Annotated in this window: 21 protein-coding genes; 5 read left to right on the top strand and 16 right to left on the bottom strand. The window is 66.9% G+C overall.

Annotated elements, in window-relative coordinates; genetic code table 11:
- Positions 1–64 precede the first annotated feature (64 nt).
- The gene (locus DBZ45_RS07130; RefSeq protein WP_111903230.1) at positions 65–697 is read right to left on the bottom strand and encodes a hypothetical protein; all 633 of its coding nucleotides are present in this window, start codon (positions 695–697) and stop codon (positions 65–67) included.
- A gap of 212 nt (positions 698–909) precedes the next feature.
- Here DBZ45_RS07130 and DBZ45_RS07135 point away from each other — a divergent pair, with 212 nt between their 5' ends.
- Together DBZ45_RS07135 and DBZ45_RS07140 are read left to right on the top strand one after the other, a co-directional pair.
- Positions 910–1,551: a hypothetical protein gene (locus DBZ45_RS07135; RefSeq protein WP_111903231.1), complete on the top strand. Its 642-nt coding sequence runs from the start codon at positions 910–912 to the stop codon at positions 1,549–1,551.
- A 156-nt stretch (positions 1,552–1,707) separates the two neighbouring features.
- Positions 1,708–2,481, top strand: a complete 774-nt coding sequence (locus tag DBZ45_RS07140) for a YcnI family copper-binding membrane protein (protein ID WP_111903232.1) — start codon at positions 1,708–1,710, stop codon at positions 2,479–2,481.
- A gap of 103 nt (positions 2,482–2,584) precedes the next feature.
- Here DBZ45_RS07140 and radA read toward each other — a convergent pair whose 3' ends face one another.
- The 11 genes from radA to DBZ45_RS07195 all read right to left on the bottom strand — a co-directional run bounded on the left by radA (position 2,585) and on the right by DBZ45_RS07195 (position 16,540).
- A complete protein-coding gene (gene radA, locus DBZ45_RS07145) occupies positions 2,585–3,964 on the bottom strand; it encodes a DNA repair protein RadA (RefSeq protein WP_111903233.1) in 1,380 nt (459 codons plus the stop codon).
- A gap of 38 nt (positions 3,965–4,002) precedes the next feature.
- A complete protein-coding gene (locus DBZ45_RS07150) occupies positions 4,003–5,127 on the bottom strand; it encodes an FUSC family protein (protein ID WP_111903234.1) in 1,125 nt (374 codons plus the stop codon).
- Positions 5,128–5,289: 162 nt separating this feature from the next.
- A complete protein-coding gene (locus tag DBZ45_RS07155) occupies positions 5,290–6,699 on the bottom strand; it encodes an aldehyde dehydrogenase family protein (RefSeq protein WP_111903235.1) in 1,410 nt (469 codons plus the stop codon).
- 257 nt (positions 6,700–6,956) lie between these two features.
- The gene (locus tag DBZ45_RS07160) at positions 6,957–8,357 is read right to left on the bottom strand and encodes an MFS transporter (protein ID WP_111903236.1); all 1,401 of its coding nucleotides are present in this window, start codon (positions 8,355–8,357) and stop codon (positions 6,957–6,959) included.
- 10 nt (positions 8,358–8,367) lie between these two features.
- Positions 8,368–9,888: an NAD-dependent succinate-semialdehyde dehydrogenase gene (locus tag DBZ45_RS07165; protein ID WP_111903237.1), complete on the bottom strand. Its 1,521-nt coding sequence runs from the start codon at positions 9,886–9,888 to the stop codon at positions 8,368–8,370.
- Positions 9,889–9,990: 102 nt separating this feature from the next.
- Positions 9,991–10,806 (bottom strand): aldolase/citrate lyase family protein, encoded by an 816-nt coding sequence (locus DBZ45_RS07170; RefSeq protein WP_190243049.1) that lies wholly within the window; start codon positions 10,804–10,806, stop codon positions 9,991–9,993.
- Positions 10,791–11,576 carry a 2-oxo-hept-4-ene-1,7-dioate hydratase gene (gene hpaH, locus DBZ45_RS07175; protein ID WP_111903239.1) on the bottom strand — a complete coding sequence of 262 codons (786 nt, stop codon included), beginning with the start codon at positions 11,574–11,576 and terminating at the stop codon, positions 10,791–10,793. The genes DBZ45_RS07170 and hpaH overlap by 16 nt, the downstream gene beginning before the upstream one ends.
- Positions 11,577–11,579: 3 nt before the next feature.
- On the bottom strand, positions 11,580–12,665 hold the full coding sequence (gene hpaD / locus DBZ45_RS07180; RefSeq protein WP_111903240.1) for a 3,4-dihydroxyphenylacetate 2,3-dioxygenase: 1,086 nt from the start codon (positions 12,663–12,665) through the stop codon (positions 11,580–11,582).
- 101 nt (positions 12,666–12,766) lie between these two features.
- A complete protein-coding gene (gene hpaE / locus DBZ45_RS07185; protein WP_111903241.1) occupies positions 12,767–14,281 on the bottom strand; it encodes a 5-carboxymethyl-2-hydroxymuconate semialdehyde dehydrogenase in 1,515 nt (504 codons plus the stop codon).
- A gap of 59 nt (positions 14,282–14,340) precedes the next feature.
- Entirely contained in the window at positions 14,341–15,051 is a 711-nt protein-coding gene (locus DBZ45_RS07190; protein ID WP_111903242.1) for a GntR family transcriptional regulator, read from the bottom strand.
- Positions 15,044–16,540 (bottom strand): fumarylacetoacetate hydrolase family protein, encoded by a 1,497-nt coding sequence (locus DBZ45_RS07195; protein ID WP_111903243.1) that lies wholly within the window; start codon positions 16,538–16,540, stop codon positions 15,044–15,046. The genes DBZ45_RS07190 and DBZ45_RS07195 overlap by 8 nt, the downstream gene beginning before the upstream one ends.
- A gap of 224 nt (positions 16,541–16,764) precedes the next feature.
- Between DBZ45_RS07195 and DBZ45_RS07200 the strand changes: the two genes are divergently transcribed.
- Positions 16,765–18,717: an FAD-binding monooxygenase gene (locus tag DBZ45_RS07200; RefSeq protein WP_111903244.1), complete on the top strand. Its 1,953-nt coding sequence runs from the start codon at positions 16,765–16,767 to the stop codon at positions 18,715–18,717.
- Positions 18,718–18,927: 210 nt separating this feature from the next.
- Entirely contained in the window at positions 18,928–20,403 is a 1,476-nt protein-coding gene (locus DBZ45_RS07205; RefSeq protein WP_111903245.1) for an APC family permease, read from the top strand.
- Here the strand turns inward: DBZ45_RS07205 and DBZ45_RS07210 are convergent.
- Complete coding sequence (locus DBZ45_RS07210) at positions 20,380–21,024, bottom strand: AmiS/UreI family transporter (RefSeq protein WP_111903246.1); 645 nt, start codon at positions 21,022–21,024, stop codon at positions 20,380–20,382. The genes DBZ45_RS07205 and DBZ45_RS07210 overlap by 24 nt on opposite strands.
- A gap of 196 nt (positions 21,025–21,220) precedes the next feature.
- Here DBZ45_RS07210 and gdhA point away from each other — a divergent pair, with 196 nt between their 5' ends.
- Positions 21,221–22,558: an NADP-specific glutamate dehydrogenase gene (gene gdhA, locus DBZ45_RS07215; protein ID WP_111903247.1), complete on the top strand. Its 1,338-nt coding sequence runs from the start codon at positions 21,221–21,223 to the stop codon at positions 22,556–22,558.
- Between the two features lie 42 nt (positions 22,559–22,600).
- Here the strand turns inward: gdhA and DBZ45_RS07220 are convergent, their stop codons facing one another.
- The 3 genes from DBZ45_RS07220 to DBZ45_RS07230 form a co-directional block, all read right to left on the bottom strand.
- Positions 22,601–23,560 carry a helix-turn-helix domain-containing protein gene (locus tag DBZ45_RS07220; RefSeq protein ID WP_111903248.1) on the bottom strand — a complete coding sequence of 320 codons (960 nt, stop codon included), beginning with the start codon at positions 23,558–23,560 and terminating at the stop codon, positions 22,601–22,603.
- A gap of 154 nt (positions 23,561–23,714) precedes the next feature.
- The gene (locus DBZ45_RS07225) at positions 23,715–24,776 is read right to left on the bottom strand and encodes a D-TA family PLP-dependent enzyme (protein WP_111903350.1); all 1,062 of its coding nucleotides are present in this window, start codon (positions 24,774–24,776) and stop codon (positions 23,715–23,717) included.
- 65 nt (positions 24,777–24,841) lie between these two features.
- Positions 24,842–25,438 carry a TetR/AcrR family transcriptional regulator gene (locus tag DBZ45_RS07230; RefSeq protein WP_111903249.1) on the bottom strand — a complete coding sequence of 199 codons (597 nt, stop codon included), beginning with the start codon at positions 25,436–25,438 and terminating at the stop codon, positions 24,842–24,844.
- Between the last annotated feature and the right edge of the window lie 12 nt (positions 25,439–25,450).

Raw genomic sequence — 25,450 nt, forward strand, 5'->3', positions numbered from 1 at the left:
AGGGATGGTCAGGCGGCGTCCCGGCACCCCTCCGCAGGCTCGTTGGCCATGCGCAGGAAGGTTACTAAGTGGTGCGCGGGAGGGCGGCCAAGGGCGGACCGCGAAGGGTGTCGTGCCGCAGGTTGCGGCGGTGAGCAGCGACGAAGACCGTTGGCCAGGCCGCAGGACGGTGGCGGGCGGGCGTGAGCCCGGCGGGCCGGGGGAGCCGCACCAGGGGGCGGAGCCATGCGAGGAGCTGCCACAATGCGGCCTCTCCCCTCCGCAACAGCCAGGCGGTGGCCAGCATGGCGAGGAGGTGGCCTGCCAGCATGGCGGCCGAATTGGCTCCGTCGTCTATGGCCACCATATCCATGGACATGGTTTCCACTGCCGCCGTGCAGCTCAGGCCACCATGCCCGTAGTGCGTCGGCGGGGTAAGGGTCAGCTGGGGCAAGCAGGAAGCCCCGGGGGAGAGAGCTGCGAAGGCGATGTGCAGCGTCAGCTGGCCGGCGCCGAGCAGGGCGAAAAGGACAGCAAACGATAGCTGCCGCCGTGCGAACCAGGCGGCCGGGGCCAACAGGACTGCTCCCGTCACGGCAACTGTCCCGATATCCGGAAGCTGCCCGCCACCCAGCACGTGACCGGCCACGGCCAGGGAGACCGCCAGTGACATGACCAGGGCTGCGCGGAAGAGGCGCAGGGGACCTCGGAGTTCCATTGGTGCCTCCCTCCATCGGGCCCGGAGCTGCTGTGACACCCCGACCGTAAACACGGCAGCGTGGGAAAACCTTGGGCCCCGCCACGTTTATTACGGGTTTGGGCGGCCCGGAATGGTGGTCCGGATGATGGGGACAGGGCAGCGGCAGGGGCCGGCCCGTAGAATTGCTGGGACACCCCCTGTGCCCGTCGATCTTCCGGAAAGGACCGCTGATGATGCCCCGTGCCTCGTTCCGGCTTTTCCGTACCGGGCTGATCGGTTCGCTCATTATCGGGTTTGCCGCCGGCGGACACCTTGCGGGCGGCGGCCAGCTTCCCACAGCGGCCATCCTGGCGGCGCTGTTCGCCGTGACACTGGTTCCCGTCGCCGCACTGACCCGGTTCCGCCTCTCCGCCCCTGCCTTGGTGTCATTGCTGGGTGCCGGCCAATTGTGGCTGCACTGGGCTCTCTATGCGCTGGGCGGCGCCGGTGCGGCCGCACCGGAGTCCGCCGCGCTGATGCAGGGCCATTCCGGCCATGCGGGTGCTTTAGGTCCGGCTGCCATGACTCCAGACGTGCTGGCCGCGGCAGGCTCGGCAGCCGCCGGAAGCGTCCATTCCGCGGCATCCGACGGCGTGATGTTCGCTGCGCACGCCGTGGCCACCCTGTGCACCGCGGTCCTGCTGGCGCACGGCGAACGCGTGCTGTCAGCCCTTGCTTCCTGGCTGCAGCCGCTTATCCGACGGCCCGAACCGGCAGTTATCGTTCCCGCCCGCGTCCCTGCGCCTTTTCCAACTCCGGTCAACCTCCCGCGCATTCGCGCCGGCGTGTGCCTGCCCACCCGGCGCGGGCCGCCCGTGCCTTTGGCCGCCTAGACGGGTTCCTTTCAGAACGGGCCGTCCTTTATGGACTGTTCCGCTTTTCCAGCCAGGACCCGACGGCGGCGTGCAGCTACCTGCCCGTGTCGCCTTGATGACGCATCGATGGTGCACGCGCCCCTGACTGATTTTTCTGTGAAAGGCATTACCCTCATGAACACCTCCATTCGCCGTACCCTCAAGACCGCCGCTGCCGCGTCCCTCACGGCCGGCTTCCTGGCCGCCGGTGCCGCCGCCGCCTCTGCGCACGTCACGGTTGACCCCTCCGCAACCGCCGAGGGCGGCTTCACCAAACTGACGTTCAGCGTTCCGAACGAATCGGATACGGCCAAGACCAACCGGCTGGAGGTCAAGCTTCCCACCGACACCCCGCTGACCTCGGTCTCCGTGAAGCCGATGGACGGCTGGAAGGCGCAGGTGGTCACCTCCGCCCTGCCTAAGCCGGTGGAAGTTGCAGGCGCAACCGTCACCAACGCCCCAACCAGTGTGATCTGGACCGCCGATGCGGCCCACCAGATCGGGCAGAAGGAATTCCAGACCTTCACTCTGTCCGTCGGCCGGCTCCCGGCAGCCGGCACCACCCTGATGCTGCCCGCGGCCCAGGGCTACACCGACGGCACCACCGTCAACTGGGCCGACGCGGCCGAGGCCGAACACGACCACGCGTCCGCAACCTCCTCCGCCGCAGCTTCTGCTCCGGCCGCTGAGGCGAAGGAGCACCACCCCGCGCCCTCGTTCGTCGTCACCGCGGCGGAGGCGGCTGATGGTTCCGCATCGGCCACGCCGGAGGCCGCGCCGGCATCGGAAACGCAGGCAACAGGTTCCAACGGCGGCCAGGTCGCGGGCTGGATCGGGCTGGTCGCCGGACTTCTTGGCCTCGCCGCGGGCGCCACTGCACTGGCCCGCACCCGCGCGGTCAAGAAGTAGCCCCAAGCCCGCCAACAGCAGCGGCCCGCGCCATCTCCTGGAGCTTACAGGGGACGGCGCGGGCCGCTTTGCTGACTGACGAACAGCGCTCAGGCCAACCGCGTCAGGGCTTGGTGATGAGCAGTTCCAGGACCTCGGTCAGGTGGCCCACTTCCTTCACGTTGAAGCCTGCCGGGACCGGTCCGGGACCGGTGGGGCTGGAGGGAACCACGGCGTGCGTGAATCCCAGCCGGTGGGCTTCATGGATGCGCTGGTTGATGCCGGGGACGGGCCGAACCTCACCGGCCAGGCCCACCTCGCCGAAGGCGATGAGGCGCTGGGGCAGGGGTTTCTTGTGCTTCGCGGACGCCACTGCCAGCGCTACGGCGAGGTCGGTGGCCGGCTCGCTGAGCTTCACGCCGCCCACCGTGGCCACGTAGGAATCGTCCTTCTGCAGCTGGCACCCGGCACGCTGCTGCAGCACTGCCAGGAGCATGGCCACCCGGGAACTGTCCAGGCCGCTGGTTGCCCGGCGGGGCTGTGAGTTCTGGGTCTCGGCGAGCAGGGACTGCACCTCGGCAAGCAGCGGCCTGCGGCCCTCCATGGTGACGGTGATGCAGGTGCCGGATACCGGGTCCTTGGTGCGGGTGACGAACAGTCCGCTCGGATCGGCGAGGCCCAGGATGCCGTCCTCGGTGAGGTCGAAGCACCCCACGTCGTCGGTGGGCCCGTAGCGGTTCTTGACCGCCCGGAGCAGGCGGAGGCGGGAGTGGCGCTCGCCCTCGAACTGGCACACGACGTCCACCAGGTGCTCCAGCAGGCGGGGCCCGGCGATGGAGCCGTCCTTGGTCACATGTCCCACCAGCAGCGTGGTCATGTTCCGGCGCTTGGCCGCCGAGATGATGGAGGCGGCCACCTCCCGGACCTGGGAGACGCCGCCTGAACTGCCCTCCACGTCCGCGCTGCTGAGCGTCTGCACGGAGTCCACCACCAGCAGCTTCGGTTCCACCTTCTCCACCTGGCCGAGCGCCTGGCCAAGGTCGGTTTCCGCTGAGAGGTAGAGGCTGTCCGCGATCGCGCTGATCCGCTCCGCCCGCAGCTTCACCTGGGCAGCCGATTCCTCGCCCGTCACATAGAGGACGCTCTGCCCGGTCCGGGCGAACTTGGCGGCAACGTCCAGCAACAGGGTGGACTTTCCAACACCTGGCTCGCCCGCGAGCAGGATGACGGCGCCGGGCACCACGCCGCCGCCCAGCACGCGGTCCAGCTCGTCCACCCCGGTGGGCAGGTAGGCGGCAGTGGTGGCGTCAATATCGGCAATTGGGCGGGCTGGCTCAAGAACTGTAGTGGCCGCCGTCGTACGCGCCACCGCGGCGCCGGTTTCCTCAACGGTGCCCCACGCCTGGCACTCACCGCACCGGCCCACCCACTTGACCGTGGTCCAGCCGCATTCCGCGCACTTATAGCCCGGCGCCTTGGAAACCCGGGAAGTCTTTGTAGCCATTGCTCCACACTAACCGGCGGCAGCGACATTATTTGGGCCTACAGCGGGGGCAGGAGGTCGCGCGCCTCGCGGGAATCGATGCCGGTGGCTTCCAGCAGGTCCACCATGAGCGGCCGGAACAGCATCACCACGGTCTCGCCCTCGAGCTTCTGCACCTTCAGCATCCTCGGATGCAGCCGCCCGGCGATCTCGCCCAGGTCCTGCCGCGCGCTGCGGAGGTGGGCATCGCGGGCGCCCTCCTGCACCTCAGCCAGGCCGAGCGAGAGCTCATCCACGGCCGCCCCTGTCTCCAGCAGGACCTCGGCGATGTTTTCCGTGGCTTCGTCGGACAGCGCGGCGTGGTTGATGGAACTGGTCAGGCGGCGCGCGAAGACACGGCTGTTGCGCAGGGCAAGGTCGATATACTCGAGCGACTGCTCCAGCCGGTCCAGCTCATCCCGGTGGCGCCGGTAGGCGGGCGCCAGCGTGGCCACCTCGCCAGATGCCCGCAGCGAGTGACGCATGGCATCCACCAGTGGCTGGCTGTTCCGGCCCCGGACCAGGGCATGCCAGGCCCGGGTGGAATCGCTCTCAACCAGGGCTGCAGCGCATTCCCGCAGCACTTCCGCCAGTTCATGGAGCAGCTTCTGGACGTCCTTGCGTGGTTCACGGCGGGGATCCTTGGGCGCCAGGATGGTGACCAGCAGCGCGACCACGCCGCCCACCACGGCGTCGATGCTGCGGGTGAAGGGGCCGCCGGCAGGCGCCGGCAGCAGCACCACCAGCAGCGACTGCAGCGCGAGTTGGGTGGTGAAGATGTTGCCGCTGTCCAGGAAGCGGGCCAGCAGGATGGATGTCAAAAGCACGACGGCGGCCTGCCAGATCCCGGCCCCGAGCCAGTGGAGCAGCATGTCGCCCACGGCGATGCCGATGGTGCAGCCCAGACCCACCTCCATCACCCTCCGCAAGCGCAGGTCGCGGGAGAAGCCGAGGGCGATCAGGGCGGACGTGGCAGCGAACAGCGGGCCGGTATGGCCCAGGACATACTCGGCAAAGGCATAGGCTCCCACGGCGCCGAAGGTCATCTGGATCCCGGGGATCAGCGAATTCCGGCTCCGGACCATCCCTGTCCTGATCCGGCCGCGAAGGAAACGTCTGCTGGCGGAGAGTCCGGTCTGGGGCATGGCTTCAGTCTATTGCGGGAGCTGCCACGGACCGGGAACCAACGGACCGGCTACAAGCCGTCCGGCGGCCCGCCCCGGAACCACAAAAGAAACCCCGGAGCCACAAAAGAAGGTGCCGCCGTCGCGGTTGGTGACGGCGGCCCTCACGTTCGGGTGGTCAGGTTAGCCGTTGATGACCTGGGGGACGCCGAGGTGCTTGAGGCCTTCGACGCCGAATTCGAGGCCGTAGCCGGATTGTTTGGCTCCGCCGAAGGGGACGCGGGGGTCGACGGCACCGTGTTTGTTGATCCAGACGGTGCCGGCTTCGATGCGCGCGGCGACTTCGCGGGCTGCGGGGAGGTTGGGGGACCAAACGGATGCGCCGAGTCCGACGTCGAGGGCGTTGGCGTATTCGATGGCCTGGTCGATGGTGCTGTAGCGGATGATCGGCAGGGCGGGGCCGAACTGTTCTTCGGCGACGAGGGGGTTGTTGTTGTCGATGTCGGCGACGAGGGTGGTGGGGTAGAAGTAGCCGGGCTGGCCGGGGTCGGGGTCGCCGCCGAGCAGGATCCGGGCGCCGGAGTCGCGGGCGGCCTCGACGAGGGTGGCGACGATGTCGTACTGGGCTTTGTTTTGCAGGGGGCCGAGGACGTTGTTTTCGTCCAGGCCGTTGCCCATCGGCATCGCGGCGGCCACGGCGGTGAGTTCTTCACAGACGGCGTCGTAGATGTCGTCGTGGACGTAGAGGCGTTTCAGCGCGGCGCAGGTCTGGCCGGTGTTGATGAAGGCGCCCCAGAACAGGCCTTCGGCGATGGCTTTGGGGTCGGCGTCGGGCAGGACGATGCCGGCGTCGTTGCCGCCGAGTTCGAGGGTGAGGCGTTTGACGGTGTCCGCGGAGGATTTGATGATGGAGCGGCCGGCGGCGGTGGAGCCGGTGAACATGATCTTGCCGATGGCGGGGTGTTCGGCGAGGCAGGCGCCGACTTCGCGGTCGCCGGAGATGGCGGTCAGGACGCCGTCGGGGAGTTCTTCGTTGAGGACCTTGATCAGGGCGAGGACGGAGAGCGGGGTCATTTTGGAGGGTTTGACGACGGCGGTGTTGCCCATGCGCAGGGCGGGGGCGATCTGCCAGATGGTGATCATCATGGGCCAGTTCCAGGGGCCGATGGCGCCGACGACGCCGATGGGCTTGTAGTGCAGTTCGGCGTAGGTTTCGCCGTCGTCGACGACCACTTCTGGTGTGAGTTCGGTGGTGGCGGTGGCGCGGAGCCAGGCGGCGCAGGCGCCGACTTCAAAGCGGGCGTTGGGGCCGTTCAATGGTTTGCCCTGCTCCCGGGAGAGCAGCTGGGCGAGTTCCTCGGCGGAGCGCTCGACGGCGTCGGCGGCCTTGAGCAGGGCGGCGGAGCGGGCGTCGTGGCCGAGGGCAGCCCACGCGGGCTGGGCGGCTACGGCCGCGGCGACGGCGGTTTCGAGGTCCTCAACGGTGTGGACCGGCGCCTCGCCGACGACACCGCCGGTGGCAGGATCGAAAATGGTCCGGGTCTCGCCGGAGCCGGGGGTGATGGACGCGAGGAGGGCATCGTAGGTTTCCAAGAGGTACTCCACTTCGAGTAGGAAAGTGCGCTCAGCCGGTCGGCGAGGCGGGCATACCTAAGTGTTGTCCGTCCGCATGGCCGCTGGCTTGTCTTTGGACGCAGGACCCTTGACTTGGGGCGAACTGTGCACCTGACCACCCCTCTGGTAAATTCCCTCGGTTGCTCCGCAGCTGCCCTTTTGACGCTTCAAAGCGGCATCTACGGAGCAACGGGTGAGAGTTTTGTCCAGATATGGTGGGTTGAGGGTCTTGTGGGTTAGACGCCGGCGGACGCCTTGACGGCTTCAGCCGACGCCTGGCGGCGGTCGAAGATGGTGGCGCCGACCTCCTGCTCGGCCTGGTTATTGATGCCCAGGTCGATGCCTTTGCGTTCCCGGATCACCAGGACCGCGGCCGTTGAAACGAGGGCCACGATCAGCAGGTAAACGGACACCGAGGCTGTGGTTCCGGTGGCCTGGACCAGGGCGGTGGCGATCATCGGAGCGAAGGCGCCGCCGATGATGGCACCGAGTGCGTAGGAGATCGCGACGCCGGAGAACCTGATGGAGGCGGGGAACAGCTCACTGTAGAGGGCTGCCTGCGGGCCGTAGGTCAGGCCGAGCCCGACCGTGAACAGCGCAAGGCCAAGGAAGAGCGACCAGATGTTTCCGGTGTTCACCAGCCAGAACAGCGGGAACACCGTAAGGATGAGGCAGGCATAGCCGATGAGGTACGTCTTCTTGCGGCCGATGCTGTCCGCCAGGTAGCCGGAGATCAGCGTGAACAAGAACCACAGGGCGGCGGAGCCGGTTACTGCGAGGAGAACTTCCGTGCGGTCCATGGCCAGTCCGGCGGGATTGGCGGCATAGCTCAGGATGTAGCCGCCGGTGGTCATGTAGCCTGCGGCGTTGTTGCCCGCGAAGACGAGTGCCGCGATGATGACCAGCAGCCAGTGCTTCTTAAAGAGTTCGACGATCGGAACGCGGGTCTGCTGCTTCTTCTGCGCGATCTCCTCGAAGACCGGGCTTTCCTCCACGCTGCGGCGGACCATGAAGCCGACGACGATCAGGACGAAGCTGAGCAGGAATGGAATGCGCCAGCCCCACTGCACAAAGGCCGCGCCGGGGGAGACCACGCCGGACATCAGAGCCAGGACGCCGGAGGCCAGCAGCATGCCCAGGGGAACGCCTAGCTGGGGGAAGGCGCCGAACAGGCCACGCTTGCCGCGGGGTGCGTGCTCGACCGCCATCAGGACGGCACCGCCCCATTCGCCGCCGGCCGAAATGCCCTGCAGGATGCGAAGGAGCAGCAGCAGGATGGGCGCCACAACACCTGCCGTCTCGAAGGTCGGCAGCACGCCGATGAGGGTGGTGGCTGCCCCCATCATGATCAAGGTGATGACCAGCATGGCGCGGCGGCCCAGCCGGTCCCCGAAGTGTCCGGCAAGGAAGGCGCCCAGCGGACGGAACAGGAAGCTGAGTCCCACCGAGGCAAAGGAGATGAGGATGCCAATGTCATTGCCGGCGGGTTCGAAGAACAGTTTCGCGAAGACCAGGCCCGCGGCGTTGGCGTAGATGAAGAAGTCGTACCACTCGACGGTGGTACCGATGATGGTGGCAAACGCTACGCGGCGGTTATCCCTTGCCGAGCTGCGCTGCCCGTGCTGGACAGTACTCAATGTTTTTCCTTCAGTTGGCGTAGGGGTCGGCGATGCCGATGTATTGGGTGGTGGTGTATTCGGCGATGCCTTCGGAGCCGCCTTCGCGGCCGAGCCCGGATTGTTTGACGCCGCCGAAGGGTGCGGCGGCGTTGGAGATGACGCCGGCGTTGAAGCCGACCATGCCGAATTCGATTTGTTCGGCCACCCTGAGGAGCCGGTTGAAATCGCGGCTGTAGAGGTAGGAGGCCAGGCCGTATTCGCTGGCGTTGGCCAGGCGGATGGCGTCCTCTTCGGTTTTGAAGGTGGTGACGGGGGCGACGGGGCCGAAGATTTCCTGGCGGAGGATTTCGGCGTCGTTGGGGACGTTGCCCAGCACGGTGGGCTGGTAGAAGTACCCGGCTCCTTCGACGGGGGCGCCGCCGGTGATGGCGGTGGCTCCCGCGTCGACGGCGGCACTCACCAGGGCGTGCACGTCGTCGCGGGCGCCGGCGTCGATGAGGGGACCGACTTGGGTGGCGGGTTCGGTGCCGCGGCCGGTGGTCAGGGCGCCCATGGCGGCGGCGAACTTGGCTGTGAACTCTTTGGCGACGGTTTCGTGGGCGAGGAAGCGGTTGGCGGCGGTGCAGGCTTCGCCCATGTTCCGCATCTTGGCGGCCATGGCCCCTTCGACGGCCTTGTCCAGGTCGGCGTCCTCGAACACGATGAACGGGGCGTTCCCGCCGAGTTCCATGGAGGTGCGCAGCACGTTCTGCGCGGCATCGGCCATCAGGCGCTTGCCCACCGGTGTGGAGCCGGTGAAGGAGACCTTGCGCAGGCGGGAATCTTTGAGCAGGGGCCCTGAGATGCCGGAGGCGGAAGAGGACGGGACCACGTTCAGGACGCCGGCGGGCAGGCCGGCGTCGAGCATGGCCTGCGCGAAGTACTGGGCGGTGAGCGGGGTGAGCTTGGCGGGTTTGAGGACCATGGTGCAGCCGGCGGCGATGGCGGGGGCGACCTTGCGGGTGGCCATCGCGAGCGGGAAGTTCCAGGGGGTGATGAGCAGGCACGGGCCCACGGGTTTGTGCTGGACGAGGATCTTGTTTTTACCCTCGGGGGTGGTGAGGTAGCGGCCGTAGTCGCGGACGGTTTCTTCGGAGAACCAGCGCAGGAACTCGGCCCCGTAGGTGACCTCGCCGCGGGCCTCGGCCAGCGGCTTGCCCATCTCCAGGGTCATCAGCAGGGCGAAGTCCTCGGCGCGTTCGGTGACCAGGTCGAAGGCGCGGCGCAGGATCTCGGCGCGTTCCCTGGGTGCGGTGCGGGCCCAGGAGGCCTGGACCGCGTCCGCTGCGTCGAGCGCGGCGACGGCGTCGTCGCTGGTGGCCGAGGCCAGGGTGGCGAGTACCTCCCCGGTGGCGGGGTCGTGCACATCGAACCTGCCGCCGTCGGAAGCATCCCGCCACTGGCCGTTGATGAGCAGGCCGGTGGGTACGGACGCGAGAAGCTCGGCCTCACGTTCGGGAGAGACGGAGGCCGGTGAGATGGCAGGGGAGATTACGGGCGAAGTGGTCATGCGGGGGTCTCCTCGTAAGCGGGAAGGGTCTGAGGGCGCAACTGACTCGCACTTGTTGTCGTTTTCAGGCGTCAAACGACAACAACTGCGAGTCAGTTGGGTTTAGTAGCTGGCGGGGGAGCCGCCGCCGGCAGACGTGATGAATTCGGCGGCAAGGGCCTCGGAGCCTCGGGCCAGCAGGGCGACGTCGGCGCCCACCAGGATGAAGGCGGCGCCGGCGTCGAGATACGCACGGGCGGTGGCGGGGTTGAAGGCGTTGACGCCGGCGGGTTTGCCGGCCGCTTTCGCGGCGGCCAGGCAGTGTTCGACGGCGGCACGCACCTCGGGGCGTTCCTGCTGTCCCAGCAGCCCCATCGACGCGGCGAGGTCGGAGGGCCCCAAGAAGATGGCGTCCACGCCGTCGACCTCCAGGATGTCCTCCACCGCCTCAACCGCCGCCCTCGACTCGATCTGGACCGTGACGCTCACGGTCTCCGACGCGCGGGCGAGGTAGTCCGGGACGCGGTTCCAACGGGCGGCGCGGGCCAGCGCGGAGCCGACCCCGCGGACTCCGTGGGGCGGGTAGCGGGTGGCAGCCACCGCGGCCTCCGCCTCGGCCACGGAGTTGACCATCGGGACCAGCAGGTTCTGCACGCCCAGGTCCAGGTACTGCTTGATCAGCACCGTGTCGTTCACCGGCGGCCGAACCAGGGTGTGGACCGGGTAGCCGTGGATCGCCTGGAGCTGGGACAGGATGGATTCGAGCCCGTTGGGGCTGTGCTCGGCGTCCACCAGGAGCCAGTCCAGGCCGGACCCCGCGCAGAGTTCGGCGATCAGCGGGCTGCCGGAGCACACCCACATCCCGGCCAGCGGCCTGCCTGCTTTACCGTTTTGATGGCGGAGCGCATCTCGGAAGGTGTCTTCTACTCGAAGCGGCATGTGACAGTCCCCAGTGGTCCGTAGTCGGCGTGGACGGTATCGCCCTTGTACACCCAGAGCGGACGGGTGAAGGAGCCGGCCAGAATGATGTCGCCGGCCTTCATCGAGTCCCCGTGCGCGGCGATCTTGTTGGCCAGCCAGTGCACACCGTTGGCCGGGTGGTCCAGGACGCCTGCTGCCACGCCGGTTTCCTCCACGGTCTGGTTCTTGTACAGGATGGCCGAGACCCAGCGGAGGTCGACGGCGTCCGGCTTCACCGGGCGGCCGCCCACCACCATGGCACCCATGGCCGCGTTGTCGGAGATAGTGTCCACGATGGTCCGGCCCTCCATCTCGATCCTGGAATCGAGGATTTCGAGGGCCGGAACCACGTAGTCGGTGGCGTTCAGGACGTCGAAGATGGTGCAGCCGGGGCCCTTGAGCCCATCCTTCAGGACGAACGCCAGCTCCACTTCCACCCGCGGATGGGTGTAGCGGTCCCACTGCACGGAGCAGCCGGTTTCCAGCACCATGTCATCGAAGATGGCACCGTAGTCCGGTTCGGTGATGCCGGTGGCGGCCTGCATGGCCTTGGACGTGAGGCCGATTTTGCGCCCCACCAGGGTCCGTCCGGCGTCCTCGTTGCGGCGCCGCCACAGCTGCTGCACCGCGTAGGAGTCCTCCACCGTCATGTCCGGGTAACGGGCAGTCAGGCGGGGCACAGGGGTGCGGGTCCGGCCGGCTTCCACCAGCTCGTCCGCAATGGTCTCGATCGTCTTCGCGTCCAGCATCGTTTAGACCTGGGCTCCCAGCTTGAAGCCCTGGGCTTCAGCCCCTTCGCCTTCGGATTTGCGGGTGTAGGAGAAGCCGTCGGCGCCCACGGTGACGGCCATTTCGGAGGCGTCGGTGCGCTCGATGACCGGCTGCGGGTTGCCGTCCAGGTCCAGGACCAGGGAGGCTTCGGTGTACCAGGAGGGAACTACGGGGTTGCCCCACCAGTCGCGGCGCTGGTTGTCGTGGACGTCCCAGGTGACGGTGGGGTTGTCCGGGTCGCCGGTGTAGTAGTCCTGGGTGTAGATCTCGATGCGGTGGCCGTCCGGGTCCAGGATGTAGAGGTAGAACGCGTTGGACACGCCGTGCCGGCCGGGTCCGCGTTCGATCCGGTCGCTGATGCGCAGGGCGCCCATCTTGTCGCAGATCTGGATGATGTTGTGCTTCTCGTGCGTGGCGAACGCGACGTGGTGCATGCGCGGGCCGTTGCCGCCGGTGAGGGCGGTGTCGTGGACTGTCTGCTTGCGGTGCATCCACGCGGCGTAGGTGACGCCGTCGGAGTCTTTGATGTCCTCGGAGACGCGGAAGCCGAGATCCTCCAGGTAGGCGCGGCCGCGGGGAACGTCCGGGGTGACCTGGTTGAAGTGGTCCAGGCGCACCAGTTCACCGGCGGAGTAGAGGTCGTAGCGCTGGGTGAGCCGCTCCACGTGCTCGGTCTCGTAGAAGAACTCGTACGGGAAGCCCAGCGGGTCCTCGACGCGGACGGAGTCGCCGATGCCCTTGGTGAATCCTTCCTTGCGGCGCTCGGTGCGGCAGCCCAGTTCCTTGTAGTAGGCCTCCGCGGCGTCCACCTCGGCGGGGGACTTCACCCGGTAGGCGAAGGCTGCGACGGCGGCGATCGGGCCCTGGCGGAGCACCAGGTTGTGGTGGATGAACTCCTCCAATGAGCGCAGGTAGATGGTGTTTTCATCCTCTTCGGTGACGTGCAGGCCGAGGACGCCGACGTAGAACTCGCGCGACTTGGCGAGATCCGTGACCACGATCTCCATGTATGCGCAGCGGACGATATCCGGTGCCGGGACGGTGGGGGTGGGAACGAAGTTGGTCATGATGTGCTCTCTTCTTTGAAAGGGTTCTTATGGGACCCAACTGACTGGCAGTAGATGTCGTTATGGAGGCTCATAACGACAACAAATGCGAGCTAGTTGGGCTAGGCGCCGAACTTGGGGGTGTGAACGGAACCGAGCGTGATGTGCACGGCCTGCTGGTCGGTGTAGAAATCGATGGAGCGGTAGCCGCCCTCGTGGCCCAGGCCGGAGGCCTTGACGCCGCCGAACGGGGTGCGCAGGTCGCGGACGTTGTGGCTGTTCAGCCACACCATGCCGGCTTCCACGTTCTGCGAGAAGTTGTGGGCCCGGGTCAGGTTCTGGGTCCAGATGTAGGCCGCCAGGCCGTACTTGGTGTTGTTGGCCAGGGCGAGGGCCTCGTCGTCGTTCTCAAACGGGGTAATGGCGACGACGGGACCGAAGATCTCCTCCTGGAAGATTCGCGCGTCGGGGGAGACGTCGGCGAAGACGGTGGGGGCGATGTAGTTGCCCTCCGGCAGGCCTTCCGGGCGTCCGCCGCCGGCCAGCAGCCGCCCTTCGGACTTGCCGATCTCCACGTAGGAGGCCACCTTCTCGTAGTGCTCCGGGTGGACCAGGGCACCCACCTGCGTCTTGGGGTCGTGCGGGTCGCCGACGACGATGTTCTTGGCGCGGGCGGCGTACTTCTCGCAGAACTCGTCATAGATGGCGCGTTCCACCAGGATGCGGGAACCGGCCGTGCAGCGCTCGCCGTTGAGGGAGAAGACGCCGAAGAGTGCGGAGTCGATCGCGGCGTCCAGGTCTGCGTCGGCGAACACGACGCAAGGGGACTTGCCGCCGAGCTCCATGGAGAGGCCCTTGAGGTTGGCGGCGGCGTTGCGGAAGATCGTCTGGCCCGTTGTGGTCTCGCCGGTGAAGGAGATCAGCGGAACGTCCGGGTGCTTGACCAGCGCGTCGCCGGCTTCCTCACCCAGGCCGTTGACCAGGTTGAAGACGCCGTCCGGCAGGCCGGCTTCCTTGAAGATGGTGGCCCAGAGGGACGCGGACAGCGGGGTGAATTCGGCCGGCTTGAGGACCACGGTGTTGCCGGTGGCCAGGGCCGGGGCGAGCTTCCAGGACTCCAGCATGAACGGGGTGTTCCACGGGGTGATGAGCCCGGCGACGCCGATCGGCTTGCGGTTCACGTAGTTGATCTGCGAGCCGGGGACCTTCATGGCGTCGTCGAACTGGGCCACGATCAGGTCCGCGAAGAAGCGGAAGTTCTCCGCCGCACGCAGCGCCTGGCCCTTCGCCTGCGTGATCGGCAGGCCGGTATCGAAGGTTTCCAGCTCGGCCAGGCGGCTTTCCTGTGCTTCGACGGCGTCGGCGATCCGGTTCAGGATGCGGGCGCGCTCGCGGGGCTTCATCTTCGGCCACGGGCCGCTGGTGAACGCTTCGCGGGCTGCGGCGACGGCGAGGTCGATGTCTTCCTTCTGGCCTGCCGCGGCGGTGGCGTAGTTCTGGTTGGAGACAGGGTCCAGGACGTCGAAGGTCTTTCCGCCCACGGAATCGACGAACCTGCCGTTGATGAAGTGCTGGATGTGCGTGGGCAGGTTCTCGGGAACGTAGTGCTTTGCTGCTGTTTCTACAGGGGTCGTCATCGTTGTTTTCCTTACTGTCTAGAGCGACGCGGGGTCAGTTACGGCCCAATTCGGGGCCGTTATTGGGCGCTAAGTGACCCCGCGTTGGTTTGGGAGAGGTACGCGTCCAGGGTGGCGCTGCGGTGGAGTCGTGCTGCTTTTTCGATGGTGTCGGCGTCGGCGCCGGATTCAATGAGTCGGAGCAGGTTCTCGTGCTCGTCCACGGACTCGTGGGCCCGGCCGGGGACAAAGCGGAACGTTGACGACCGCAGTGATGCGAGCCGGTTCCACCCGCGGTGGACGAGGTCCAGGATGTGCGGGTTGGGGCAGTGCTCGAACAGGACGCTGTGGAAGTCCTGGTTGAGCCGGGTGAAGCGGACCGGGTCGAAGTGCTCCAGGCAATCGCGCATCTCGGCGTTGACGGCGCGGGCCCGGGCAATGTCCGCTTCGCCCACCAGCGGCGCGGACAGCGCGGTGGCCGCACCCTCCACGATGCTCAAGGTCTGCATCGTGTAGAGGTACTCGATGGGGTCGATGCCCGCCACGGTGGCCCCGACGTTACGTTCGAACTTCACCAGGCCTTCGGCCTCGAGACGGCGGATCGCTTCCCGGACCGGGACCACGCTGAAGCCGAGGTCCTTGGCGATGGCGGCCAGGACCAGCCGGTAGCCGGGCGTGTAGGTGCCCTCCACGATCCGTGCCTTGATGGCCTGGTAGGCCTGTTCTGACTTGCTGCCGGCGGTGATCTCAGAGACGCTCTCGGCAGCGGGGACGGTTGTCGTTTCAGTCATTGGCTTTGCCTGCTTCCCACTCCTCATACTTTTTGCGCCATTCAGCGTTGAGCGGGTAGAGTCCGTCCACGCTGTGGCCCTGCTCGACCATTTCGGCGATGAAAACCTCTTCGCGTTCCTGGGCGATCGAGTCGTTGGCTACTTCCTCGGCGATGGCCGGGGGGATCACCAGGATGCCGTCCGAATCCGCCACGATGATGTCGCCGGGCTGCACGGTGGTGCCGCCGCAGGCGATGGTGATGTCCGTGTCCCACGGGATGTGGCGCCGGCCCAGCACCGCAGGGTGCGGGTTGGAGTAGTAGGTGGGCAGTTCCATGGCGGCCACGGCGGAGAAGTCACGGACCCCGCCGTCGGTGATGATGGCGGCGGCGCCGCGGACCTGGGCGCGCAGGGCGAGGATGTCCCCGATGGTCCCGGTGCCCTTCTCGCCGCGGGCCTCCATGACCAGGATCTCGCCCTCGTTCACTGAATCGATGGCGCGTTTCTGTGCGTTGAAGCCGCCGCCGTGGGTCTTGAAGAGGTCCTCGCGGTTGGGCACGTAGCGCAGGGTCCGCGCCAGGCCAACTACCTTGCGGTCCGGGCGGGTGGCGGTGAGTCCGTCGATGCTGACGTTGTTCAGCCCGCGCTTGCGCAGCTGGGAGGACAGGGTGGCGGTGCAGACGCTCTCCAGCTTCGCCTTCAGCTCTGGGCTCAGGGCGGAGGCGGCAGCCTCTGAAGGCACAGCCGGAAGGCCGGCGGCCTCCCGCGAGCCGTAGGCCTCTTCGCGCTGTAGGTCATCGGCCTTGGGCTGGGCACCAAAGTCGGCGAGCGCCGTCGTGCCTTCCTTAACTGTGGTGGTGAGGCGGCCGGAGGTGCGCTGCCCGTCGCTGCCGTTCGAACTAAGAGTGCTGACCTCCACCTCCAGCACGTCGCCGGGCACGGCGACGGAGGCGCCGGCGGGGGTGCCGGTGAGGATGATGTCGCCCTCCTCGAGGGTGAGCAGCTGAGACAGGTCGGCCACGAGCCGGGCGAACGGGAAGAGCAGGTCCTCGGTGGTGTCGTCCTGGACCAGGTCGCCGTTGTGCCAGGTGCGGATGCGCAGTTTGGCGGGGTCGACGGCGTCTGCCGGGATCAGTGCCGGGCCCACCGGGGTGAAGCCGTCGCCGCCCTTGGACCGGAGGTTGGAGCCCTTGTCCGCATAGCGGAGGTCGTACACGCCGAGGTCGTTGCTGGCCGTGACCGCGGCGACGTGGCTCCAGGCGTCTTCGACGTCGACGCGGCGGGCTGCCTTGCCGATGATGATGGCGATTTCGCCCTCGTAGCCGAGGAGCTCGCAGCCGGAGGGGCGTTCGACGGCAGCTCCGGTCAGGGACAGCGAGGACGACGGCTTCAGGAAGTAGGAGGGCTGCGCCGGGGTGCGGCCGCGCTGGGCTGCGCGGCTGGGGTAGTTGATATGCACCGCGATCACCTTGCGTGCTGCTGCCAGGGTGTCGTCGTTGACCTGCTCCAAAGCGTTCTCCTCATCAGGTACGAAATCGTATACGAAACATACTGAGCCGTCCGGACGGGTTCGTCAACCCCTGATTTCAGGACAGGAAAAGCTGCTTGTAACCCGGGTCATATGTGACGTACAGTACTGAAGCATAACCACAATTTCTATTATCGAACCACCTGTTCAGATATAGAACACATGATTTGGCGAAAGCCAGCCACACAGTGAAGTGAGGAAAGCCCGTGCAGTTCCACCACCACGGTTACGTTTCCGGTGACCCGCGTATCCAGCCGGCCGCCGGCGTCGGCATCAACCGCCCCGAAGAGCTGCCCGACGAGGTCGACGTACTCATCGTGGGCTCCGGCCCTGCGGGCATGCTCGCAGCGGCCCAGCTCTCCCAGTTCCCGGACATCACCACGCGCATCGTGGAGCGCCGCGGCGGACGCCTGGCGATCGGCCAGGCCGACGGCATCCAGGCCCGCAGCGTCGAGACCTTCCAGGCCTTCGGCTTCGCCGAGGAGATCACTGCAGAGGCCTACCGGATCACCGAGATGGCGTTCTGGAAGCCGAGCCCCGAGAACCCGCAGCACATCGTCCGTGCCGCCCGCGCGGTCGACGACGAAATGGGCATCAGCGAATTTCCGCACCTCATCGTCAACCAGGCCCGCGTGCTGGACTACTTCGCCCGGGTCATGGCCTATTCCCCGACCCGGATGACCCCCGACTACGGCTACGAGTTCACCAGCCTCCACGTCGCGGATTCGGGGGAGTACCCCGTCACCGTGACCCTGCTCCACACCGCCGGCGAGCTGGCGGGCCAGGAGCGCGTTGTGCGGGCCAAGTATGTGGTCGGTGCTGACGGTGCCCGCAGCAAGGTCCGTGAATCGATCGGCTGCACGCTTGCCGGTGACCAGGCCAACCATGCCTGGGGGGTCATGGATGTCCTCGCGTCCACCGATTTCCCGGACATCCGCACCAAGTGCGCCATCCAGTCCCACGACGGCGGCAGCATCCTGCTGATCCCGCGCGAGGGCGGCCACCTCTTCCGCATGTACGTCGACCTCGGTGTCGTGCCGGAGAACGACAACGGCGCCATCCGCAAGACCACCATCGAGCAGATCATCGCCCACGCGAACCAGATCCTGCAGCCCTACACCCTCGATGTCCGCAACGTCGCCTGGCACAGCGTGTACGAGGTGGGCCACCGCCTCACGGACAGGTTCGACGACGTCCTGCCCGCCGAGCGGGATAACCGCACGCCGCGGGTGTTCATTACCGGCGACGCCTGCCACACGCACAGCGCGAAGGCTGGCCAGGGCATGAACGTGTCCATGCAGGACGGCTTCAACATCGGCTGGAAGCTCGGCCACGTGCTCGAGGGCCGCAGCCCGGAGTCGCTGCTCGCCACGTATTCCGCGGAGCGCCAGGTGGTTGCGAAGAACCTCATCGACTTCGACAAGGAGTGGTCCACCCTCATGGCCAAGAAGCCCGAGGAGTTCGAGGACCCCTCGGAGCTCGAGGACTTCTACGTTCGCACCGCGGAATTCCCGGCGGGCTTCATGACCGAATACGCGCCGTCAATGATCGTGGCAGAGGCCAAGCACCAGGAACTTGCAGCCGGCTTCACGGTGGGCAAGCGCTTCAAGTCCGCGCCAGTGCAGCGCGTCTGCGACACCAACCCGCTGCAGCTGGGCCACCAGGCAAAGGCGGACGGGCGCTGGCGGATCTACGTGTTCGCCGACCCCGCCGAGGCTGGCGCGCCGTCGCCGACCACCGACCTCGCGCAGTGGCTGGAGACCTCGCCGGAGTCCCCGCTCGCGGCTACGCCGGAAGGCGCCGACGCCGACGCCTGGTTCGACGTGAAGGTCATCTACCAGCAGGACCACAGGGGCATCGACATCAACGCCGTCCCGTCCGTGTTCAAGCCGGAGGTCGGGCCGTTCAGGCTCACCTACCTCGAGAAGGTCTACGGCACCGACCCGAACGCCGACATCTTCGAGCTGCGCGGCCTTGATCGCGGCGGCGTCGTGGTGGTGGTGCGTCCGGACCAGTACGTGGCGAACGTCCTGCCGCTGACCGCGACGGCGGAGCTCGGGGCCTTCTTTGCGCCGCTGCTGCCGGCCCGCCAGCCGGAGCCGCTTAAGTCGGAGCCGCTGCAGTCCGCCGGCTCGGGGCTCGTCGCCCACCTGGTGTAAGGCCAGCCTGCCTTTCGGTCCTGGAGTCCGGATCCTCGCAACGGGGATCCGGACTCTTTGGTTTTCCGTTGGTCACGACCAGTGCGCTGAGGCACAACAACTGATCGCTGCCAGACAAGCCCTATCCGACCGGGACTGCCAAGCTGGATTCAGCGGTGCGAGGCCATTGCCGGCACCCCTCCAACGCTCATGACCGTTAAGAAGGATCCAATGAGTATTTCAAATTCCGAGTCCCGGACTGCAGAAGCAAATCCACACAAGGAACAGTCCACCGCCCTCCGCGCGGGCAGCATCGGCGTCCTGGGTATTCTCTTTTTCGTTCTCTCAGCCCAGGCTCCGCTGACCGGCATCGTCGGTGCTGCACCCCTGGCGGCTGCACTCGGCAATGGCGCCGGGGCACCGGGCGCCTACCTCGTGGTGGGCATAGTCATTGTCATCTTCGCCGTCGGGTTCGTCGCCATGAGCCGGAAGGTGCAGGCCAGCGGCGCCTTTTATGCCTACATCACCGCCGCCTTCGGGAGAAAAACCGGCACAGGCGCGGCCTGGCTGGCGCTGCTTGCGTACAGCACGGTGCAGGCCGCCATGTACGGCCTCTATGGTGCGGCCTTCTCCGGCCTGCTGGGTTCCGCCGGCGTGACCGTTCCCTGGTGGCTTCTGGCCGTTGCCACCATGGCAGGCGTGCAGGTTCTTGGGTCGATGAACATCGAACTCGGCGCCCGCGTCCTGGCTGTCCTTGTGGGCCTGGAGGTAGCGATTTTGCTGCTGTTCGGTTTCACCGTCCTGCTGAGGGGCGGAGGCCCCGAAGGCCTCGACATGGCAGCCTCATTCTCCCCGGAAGCGATCGCAAGCGGCGCCCCTGGAGTGGCCATCATGTTCGCCGTCGCGTCCATGTTCGGCTTCGAGTCGACGGCCATCTACTCCGCCGAGGCCAAGGATCCCCACCGGACGGTGGCCCGGGCAACGTACCTCTCTGTGGGCATCATCGCCGTGTTTTTCGCCTTCATCACCTGGATGCTCGTGAGCTTCTACGGGCCCTCGCACGTCATCGCCGCCGCCGGGGCCGCCCTCGAGTCCGGGGACGCCACCTCGTTCGTCATTGGCCCGCTGGTTGAGCTGTTCGGCCCCTGGGCCGGCGTAACCGCCGGAATCCTCCTGGTGACGTCCCTGCTGGCAGGCATCATCGCCTTCCACAACGGCATCAACCGCTACCTCCACTCGCTCGCCCTGCGTGGTTCCCTGCCCGCTGTCCTGGCACGGACCAACAGGCACCGCGCCCCTGCCACCGCCGCCTGGGTCCAGACGAGCGTCGCCGTGCTGCTCGTGGCACCGTTCGCGGTGCTGGGAATGGACCCGGTCCTGACGCTCTTCTCGTGGTTCAGCGGGCTGGCCGTTGCGGCGCTGCTGGTGCTGTACATGCTCTGCTCCCTGGCCGTTGTCGCATTCTTCCGGCGCGAACGGGTGCCGGCGCAACTGTGGCAGACCCTCATCGCACCGGTGCTCGCATCGTTGCTGCTGGCATGGGTCCTCTACGTGGTGGTCAGCAACTTCACCTCCCTCATCGGCGGCAGCGCCGAAACAGCCCTCGGGCTGCTGGTTGCCGTCCCCGTGATGTTCGTGGCCGGGTTGCTGGCGGAAATCGTAGTGGAGAAGCGGGCGGGGACCTTAGCGCCGGAGCTCGCCGGGTAAGGGGCGTCCGACGGCGGCAGCACCCGTTCCGCTGCGGCGGACTCGCCTCGCGAGGCCGCCCGCCAGCAGCAGAAGTGCGGCGAGGCTGGCCCCTGCGGCCGCGGCCGCCGCTATGGCGGCCGGCCACTGCCCGGTAATCCCCAGGAACGCGGGCACCGTTGCCGAGGCCTGGCTGGTGAGCACAAGGGACCAGCCGATCAGTGGTGCCATCCGCTGAAAGCCCAACGCCATATTAAGGAAGAACAGCAGCCACAGGTAGGTCCAGCAGAGCCACAGGACGGCAAGCAGCGGATCCTCCCCGGACCACGCCGCCGCGAGCAGGATGCCGCAGACGGCCACCATCCCGCAGAACCAGCCGAGCCCTTTGGAGCCGAGCCCCAGCAGGAAGTCCAGCCCCACGTAGACATACGTCAGCCCGAACAGGAACATCCCGGCGGCCCCCAGCAAGGACTGCGTCCCGCCTCCCGCGGTGACAGCCAGGTGGGCAACACCCAGTATCAGCTGGGCGTTCCCGATGACCAGACTGAAGACGGCAGCATCCCGACGGGGGACCCGGTCCAAGGCGGCCAGCCCGTTGATCAACAGTGCGGCTCCGGAGAGGAGCAGGCAAACATACGTCATCAGAAGCCTTTTCCGGCCCGCGGCGTTGTGGATTCAGTTCTCGTTTCGTGGAATTTTTCTGTCACAATATGGAGAATAAGCGATTCCAGTGCAGCCGCCTACCAAGCTGCGGTCTTAATCGGTAAGGTTGAAAGGTCAACCATAGGCGGCTGAAAATATCCTTTTCGCCGTTGCCCGCGGAATTAAGGACAAATTCATGGATGCACGGCTGGAAGCCGTCAGGGATACGGTACTGGCGCGGAACCCCGGTGAGTCCGAGTTCCACCAGGCGGTGGTCGAGGTGTTCGAAAGCCTGGGCCCCGTCCATGACCGGCACCCCGAGTTCCTGGAAGCCGCCATCCTGGAACGACTCTGCGAGCCCGAGCGGCAGATCATCTTCCGGGTGCCGTGGACCGACGATTCCGGCCGGGTGCAGATCAACCGCGGCTTCCGTGTGGAGTTCAATTCCGCGCTCGGCCCCTACAAGGGCGGGCTTCGGTTCCACCCCTCCGTTTACCTCGGGATCGTGAAATTCCTCGGCTTCGAGCAGATCTTCAAGAACGCGCTGACCGGCATGCCCATCGGCGGCGGCAAAGGCGGTTCCGACTTCGATCCCCGCGGCCGCAGCGACGCCGAAGTCATGCGCTTCTGCCAGTCGTTCATGACCGAGCTCTACCGCCACATTGGCGAGTACACCGACGTCCCGGCCGGCGACATCGGCGTGGGCGGCCGCGAAATCGGCTACCTGTTCGGCCAGTACAAACGAATCACCAACCGCTACGAGTCAGGCGTCCTGACCGGCAAGGGCATCTCCTGGGGAGGTTCCCTGGTCCGGCCCGAAGCCACCGGTTTCGGCACGGTTATCTTTACCGAGGAGATGCTCAAGACGCGGGGCTCATCTTTCGACGGGCAGCGCGTGGTGGTTTCCGGCTCCGGCAACGTGGCCATCAATGCCATCGCCAAGGCCCAGGCGCTCGGCGCCAGCGTGGTGGCCTGTTCCGACTCCTCCGGGTACGTCGTGGACGAGGCGGGGATCGACGTCGGGCTGCTCCGCCAGGTCAAGGAAGTGGAACGCGGACGCCTCAAGGACTACGTTCTGCGCCGTTCCGGCGTTTCCTACGTGGAGGCCGGCTCCGTCTGGGACGTCGACGCCACTGTCGCCCTGCCGTGCGCCACGCAGAACGAGCTCGACGGCGGTGCTGCCGCCCGGCTGGTCCGCAACGGACTGCTGGCCGTCGGTGAAGGCGCCAACATGCCGTGCACCCCGGACGCCGTAGCAGTCTTCCAGGAGGCGGGCGTGCTGTTCGGGCCCGGCAAGGCCGCCAACGCAGGCGGCGTGGCCACCTCGGCGCTGGAGATGCAGCAGAACGCGAGCCGCGATTCCTGGTCCTTCGAGCACACGGAACAGCGCCTGACGGACATCATGGTGGGAATCCACCACCGCTGCGCCTCCACCGCGGACGAGTACGGTGACCCCGGCAACTACGTGCTGGGCGCGAACATTGGCGGCTTCGTCAAAGTGGCGGACGCGATGCTCGCCCAGGGTCTGATTTAGGCACGGTCTGATTTGGGCGCCGGCTACCTAGGCGCCGGCTACTTAAGCGCCGCGCCGCCAGTCGCTGGGGGACTCGCCAAAGGCCTCGCGGAACGTACGGCTGAAATGCGCCGCGTCCAGGAAGCCCCACCGCGCTGCCACGGCTCCGACGGAGGTGCCCGAGTGCAGCGGATCCCTGAGGTCCCGGCGGACCCGTTCCAGCCGGCGGCTGCGGATCCAGCTGGCAACAGTGCTGCCGGACTCGTGGAAGACGTTGTGCAGATGGCGGGTCGAAATGAAATGCGCTGCGGCAATGCTGGCCGGCGAAAGCTGCGGATCGGCGAGGTTTGCCTCAATGTATTCACGGACCGACGTCGCCAGCACCACCTGGGGCTTCATGCGGTCCGCAGCCAGATCCAGTTCCGAATGAAGCATGGTGGAGACGAGGTCCAGGGTGTTGGCCGCGAGCCGGGAGCCGCTGGGCCCGCTGAGTGCCTCCAGGTTGCCGGCGAGCTGCGTGATGAATGGCCCCACAATGCCCGCCAGGCTGGACTCGCCGGCCAGCCGGACGGCTGACAGCTGCCCCACATAGTCCGGCGGCAGCGACAGGGAGTCGTGCGGGAACATGACCACGACCACGCGGGCCTGCTCTTCGAACGCCAGTGTGTACGGGCGGTTGGTGTCATAGATGGCAAGGTCGCCGGGGCGGAGCACGGCCTCGCGGCTGTCCTGGATGAGGAGCCCGGTGCCCTCGAGTTGGAGGTTGAGCTTGAAATAACGCTGGTCGGACTGCGCCAGGAGTGCCGGTGTGCGGTGGACACTGTGGCCCGAAGCCGACACTTCCACGATGCACGTGCGGTCCAGCACCCTCGAGCGCATGCGGCCGCGGAACTGATCGGGCCGGGCCGTTTCGGCGGCCAGCGGAACAAAGGACTGCGCTACGAGGTGCCTCCAGTGGTCAAAGGAGGTGGCCTCGCTGGAGGTGAGGGTCTGCTCCGCGGGGCGGGCCGTGGTTGCTGGCATGAACGTTCCTGACGCCGGTTTGGGCTGTCTGTTTGGGGTCCCCAACACTGTGTCCTGGGACACAGTCATTTCAGGTTAGCGGCGAAATCCTGCCCTGTCATCTTTTTTCAACACATGGCGAAAAAAGATGTTGTGAACAGGAGCGGCCGGATCCTTACTTGTTTTTGCCCCGGGCTGCCACGGCCCAGCGGTCCAGGAGTTCGCCGCCGCGCACTACTGCGACGTCGTCCACCAGGTTCATCGCGAGGCATACGTGGTTGGGGATAATGCGCAACCTATCGCCGATGGCCGGCAGGGTCCTGCGCTCGGGCCATTCGACGGTTGCGTGGTGCTCCGACAGTGCGGTGATCCGGGCGTCCGGATAGTCCATCAGCCGTCCAAAGCCGCTTGCCCATGCGGGCCGGTCGCTGCCGAGGACCTTGCTGCCGGCGTCGATGATGAAACGTCCAGGCCCGTCCGCCTGGGTCGCATGGTGGCTGACGACAGTGGCCGCCACTGTCAGCGCGATGTCCTCGGCGGCGCACCGTCCCAGCTCCAGCTGCTGGGCATCGCCAAAGACGTAAACGCCAGGGCGAACCTCGGTGGCAGCCGAATTCCCGGTCAGCATCGCCGTCGGGGTGGAGCCGCCGCTGCGGCAGGTGACGTCGAATCCTGCCGCAGCCAGAACCTCGGACGCCCGGGTCAGGGCCCGCTCCTCCTGCCTGGCTGCTTCGACCGGCATGCCCGGTGCGTAGCTGTGTCCCGGGAAGGTGAACACACCCGCGATCGTCAGCCCGGCCCGCGCCGCTGCTTCGGCGATGGATGCGACGGATTCCGGGTGGACGCCGCTCCGGTGGTGGCCGCTGTCGACTTCCACGAGGGCGCTGATGCTCCCTGCGGCATTGCCCAGGCCGGATCCCAGCGCCGCCGCTCCCTCCGCGGAGTCGACGCCGACCGCGATCTGCGCGGTTTGCGACAGGCGCCGAAGCCGCTCGGCCTTCTGCGGTGAAATCCAGAGGGGGTAGGCGATGAAGAGGTTGTCGACTCCCGCAGCCGCGAACACTTCGGCTTCGCCGATGGTGGCGACTGTCAGCCCGGAGGCTCCGGCTGCGATCTGGCGGGCGGCGATTTCGGGAATCTTGTGGGTTTTGGCATGCGGGCGCAGGTTCAGGCCCCGAGCCCGGACGGCTGATGCCATCCGCTCGATGTTCCGGTCGAGGATGTCGACGTCGATCATGATTTCCGGAGTATCGATTTCGTGCGGGATGGTCACTGCCGGCGTCTCCTGGTAGTTGTTCTGGCTCAATGCTGGCCCGTCAGCAGGGCAAGAAAGCCCTCAAGCTGCCCCTCCAGGCCGAGTTCCGTCTCGCCCTCCGGAAGCAGCGCGGCCGCGATCTGGGCGCCCAGCAGCATGTTGAGCAGCTGCCCGGCCAGGCTGTCGTCGTCGACGGCGGTACTCACATCGCCGCTGTCCCGGGCCTCACCTAGATAGCGCCGGATGGCATCCCGCCACTGCTGCATCGATTCCCGGTGGATCTGCGCCTTGCCGGGGTCGTTGATGGCCTTCTGCCAGAAGGGGATGACGATCCGGGCTTCGTTGATCCGTTCCTCGTCCAACGGGAGCACTTCGACACAGAAGGCCCGCAGGGCCGCCAGCCCCGAAAGCCCCGCGGTCACCTCGGCGATGCGTTCGTTGGTCCGGTTGAAGACGTGGCCGAAGGCGAAGGTCAGCAGCGTGTCCTTGGTGGGAAAGTATGGTTTGAGGGCGCCGTTGGCGAAACCTGCCTCGGTGGCGATTTCCCGCATCGTGGCGCTCTCAATGCCCATCCGGGCGATGATCCGCCAGGTCGCATCCACCAGTTCCAGGCGGCGCTCGTCGTGGTCAACAATCTTTGGCACGCGGCCGCTCCC

Source organism: Arthrobacter globiformis (assembly GCF_003261175.1).
In the GTDB taxonomy this organism is placed as follows: Bacteria; Actinomycetota; Actinomycetes; order Actinomycetales; family Micrococcaceae; genus Arthrobacter; species Arthrobacter globiformis_A.

What these genes read in the sequence shown, in the direction of transcription:
- DBZ45_RS07130 (WP_111903230.1), bottom strand. Translation starts at nt 697, where the DNA reads ATGGAACTCCGAGGTCCCCTGCGCCTCTTCCGCGCAGCCCTGGTCATG.
- DBZ45_RS07135 (WP_111903231.1), top strand. Translation starts at nt 910, where the DNA reads ATGATGCCCCGTGCCTCGTTCCGGCTTTTCCGTACCGGGCTGATCGGT.
- DBZ45_RS07140 (WP_111903232.1), top strand. Translation starts at nt 1,708, where the DNA reads ATGAACACCTCCATTCGCCGTACCCTCAAGACCGCCGCTGCCGCGTCC.
- radA (WP_111903233.1), bottom strand. Translation starts at nt 3,964, where the DNA reads ATGGCTACAAAGACTTCCCGGGTTTCCAAGGCGCCGGGCTATAAGTGC.
- DBZ45_RS07150 (WP_111903234.1), bottom strand. Translation starts at nt 5,127, where the DNA reads ATGCCCCAGACCGGACTCTCCGCCAGCAGACGTTTCCTTCGCGGCCGG.
- DBZ45_RS07165 (WP_111903237.1), bottom strand. Translation starts at nt 9,888, where the DNA reads ATGACCACTTCGCCCGTAATCTCCCCTGCCATCTCACCGGCCTCCGTC.
- DBZ45_RS07170 (WP_190243049.1), bottom strand. Translation starts at nt 10,806, where the DNA reads ATGCCGCTTCGAGTAGAAGACACCTTCCGAGATGCGCTCCGCCATCAA.
- hpaH (WP_111903239.1), bottom strand. Translation starts at nt 11,576, where the DNA reads ATGCTGGACGCGAAGACGATCGAGACCATTGCGGACGAGCTGGTGGAA.
- hpaD (WP_111903240.1), bottom strand. Translation starts at nt 12,665, where the DNA reads ATGACCAACTTCGTTCCCACCCCCACCGTCCCGGCACCGGATATCGTC.
- hpaE (WP_111903241.1), bottom strand. Translation starts at nt 14,281, where the DNA reads ATGACGACCCCTGTAGAAACAGCAGCAAAGCACTACGTTCCCGAGAAC.
- DBZ45_RS07190 (WP_111903242.1), bottom strand. Translation starts at nt 15,051, where the DNA reads ATGACTGAAACGACAACCGTCCCCGCTGCCGAGAGCGTCTCTGAGATC.
- DBZ45_RS07205 (WP_111903245.1), top strand. Translation starts at nt 18,928, where the DNA reads ATGAGTATTTCAAATTCCGAGTCCCGGACTGCAGAAGCAAATCCACAC.
- DBZ45_RS07210 (WP_111903246.1), bottom strand. Translation starts at nt 21,024, where the DNA reads ATGACGTATGTTTGCCTGCTCCTCTCCGGAGCCGCACTGTTGATCAAC.
- gdhA (WP_111903247.1), top strand. Translation starts at nt 21,221, where the DNA reads ATGGATGCACGGCTGGAAGCCGTCAGGGATACGGTACTGGCGCGGAAC.
- DBZ45_RS07220 (WP_111903248.1), bottom strand. Translation starts at nt 23,560, where the DNA reads ATGCCAGCAACCACGGCCCGCCCCGCGGAGCAGACCCTCACCTCCAGC.
- DBZ45_RS07225 (WP_111903350.1), bottom strand. Translation starts at nt 24,776, where the DNA reads ATGATCGACGTCGACATCCTCGACCGGAACATCGAGCGGATGGCATCA.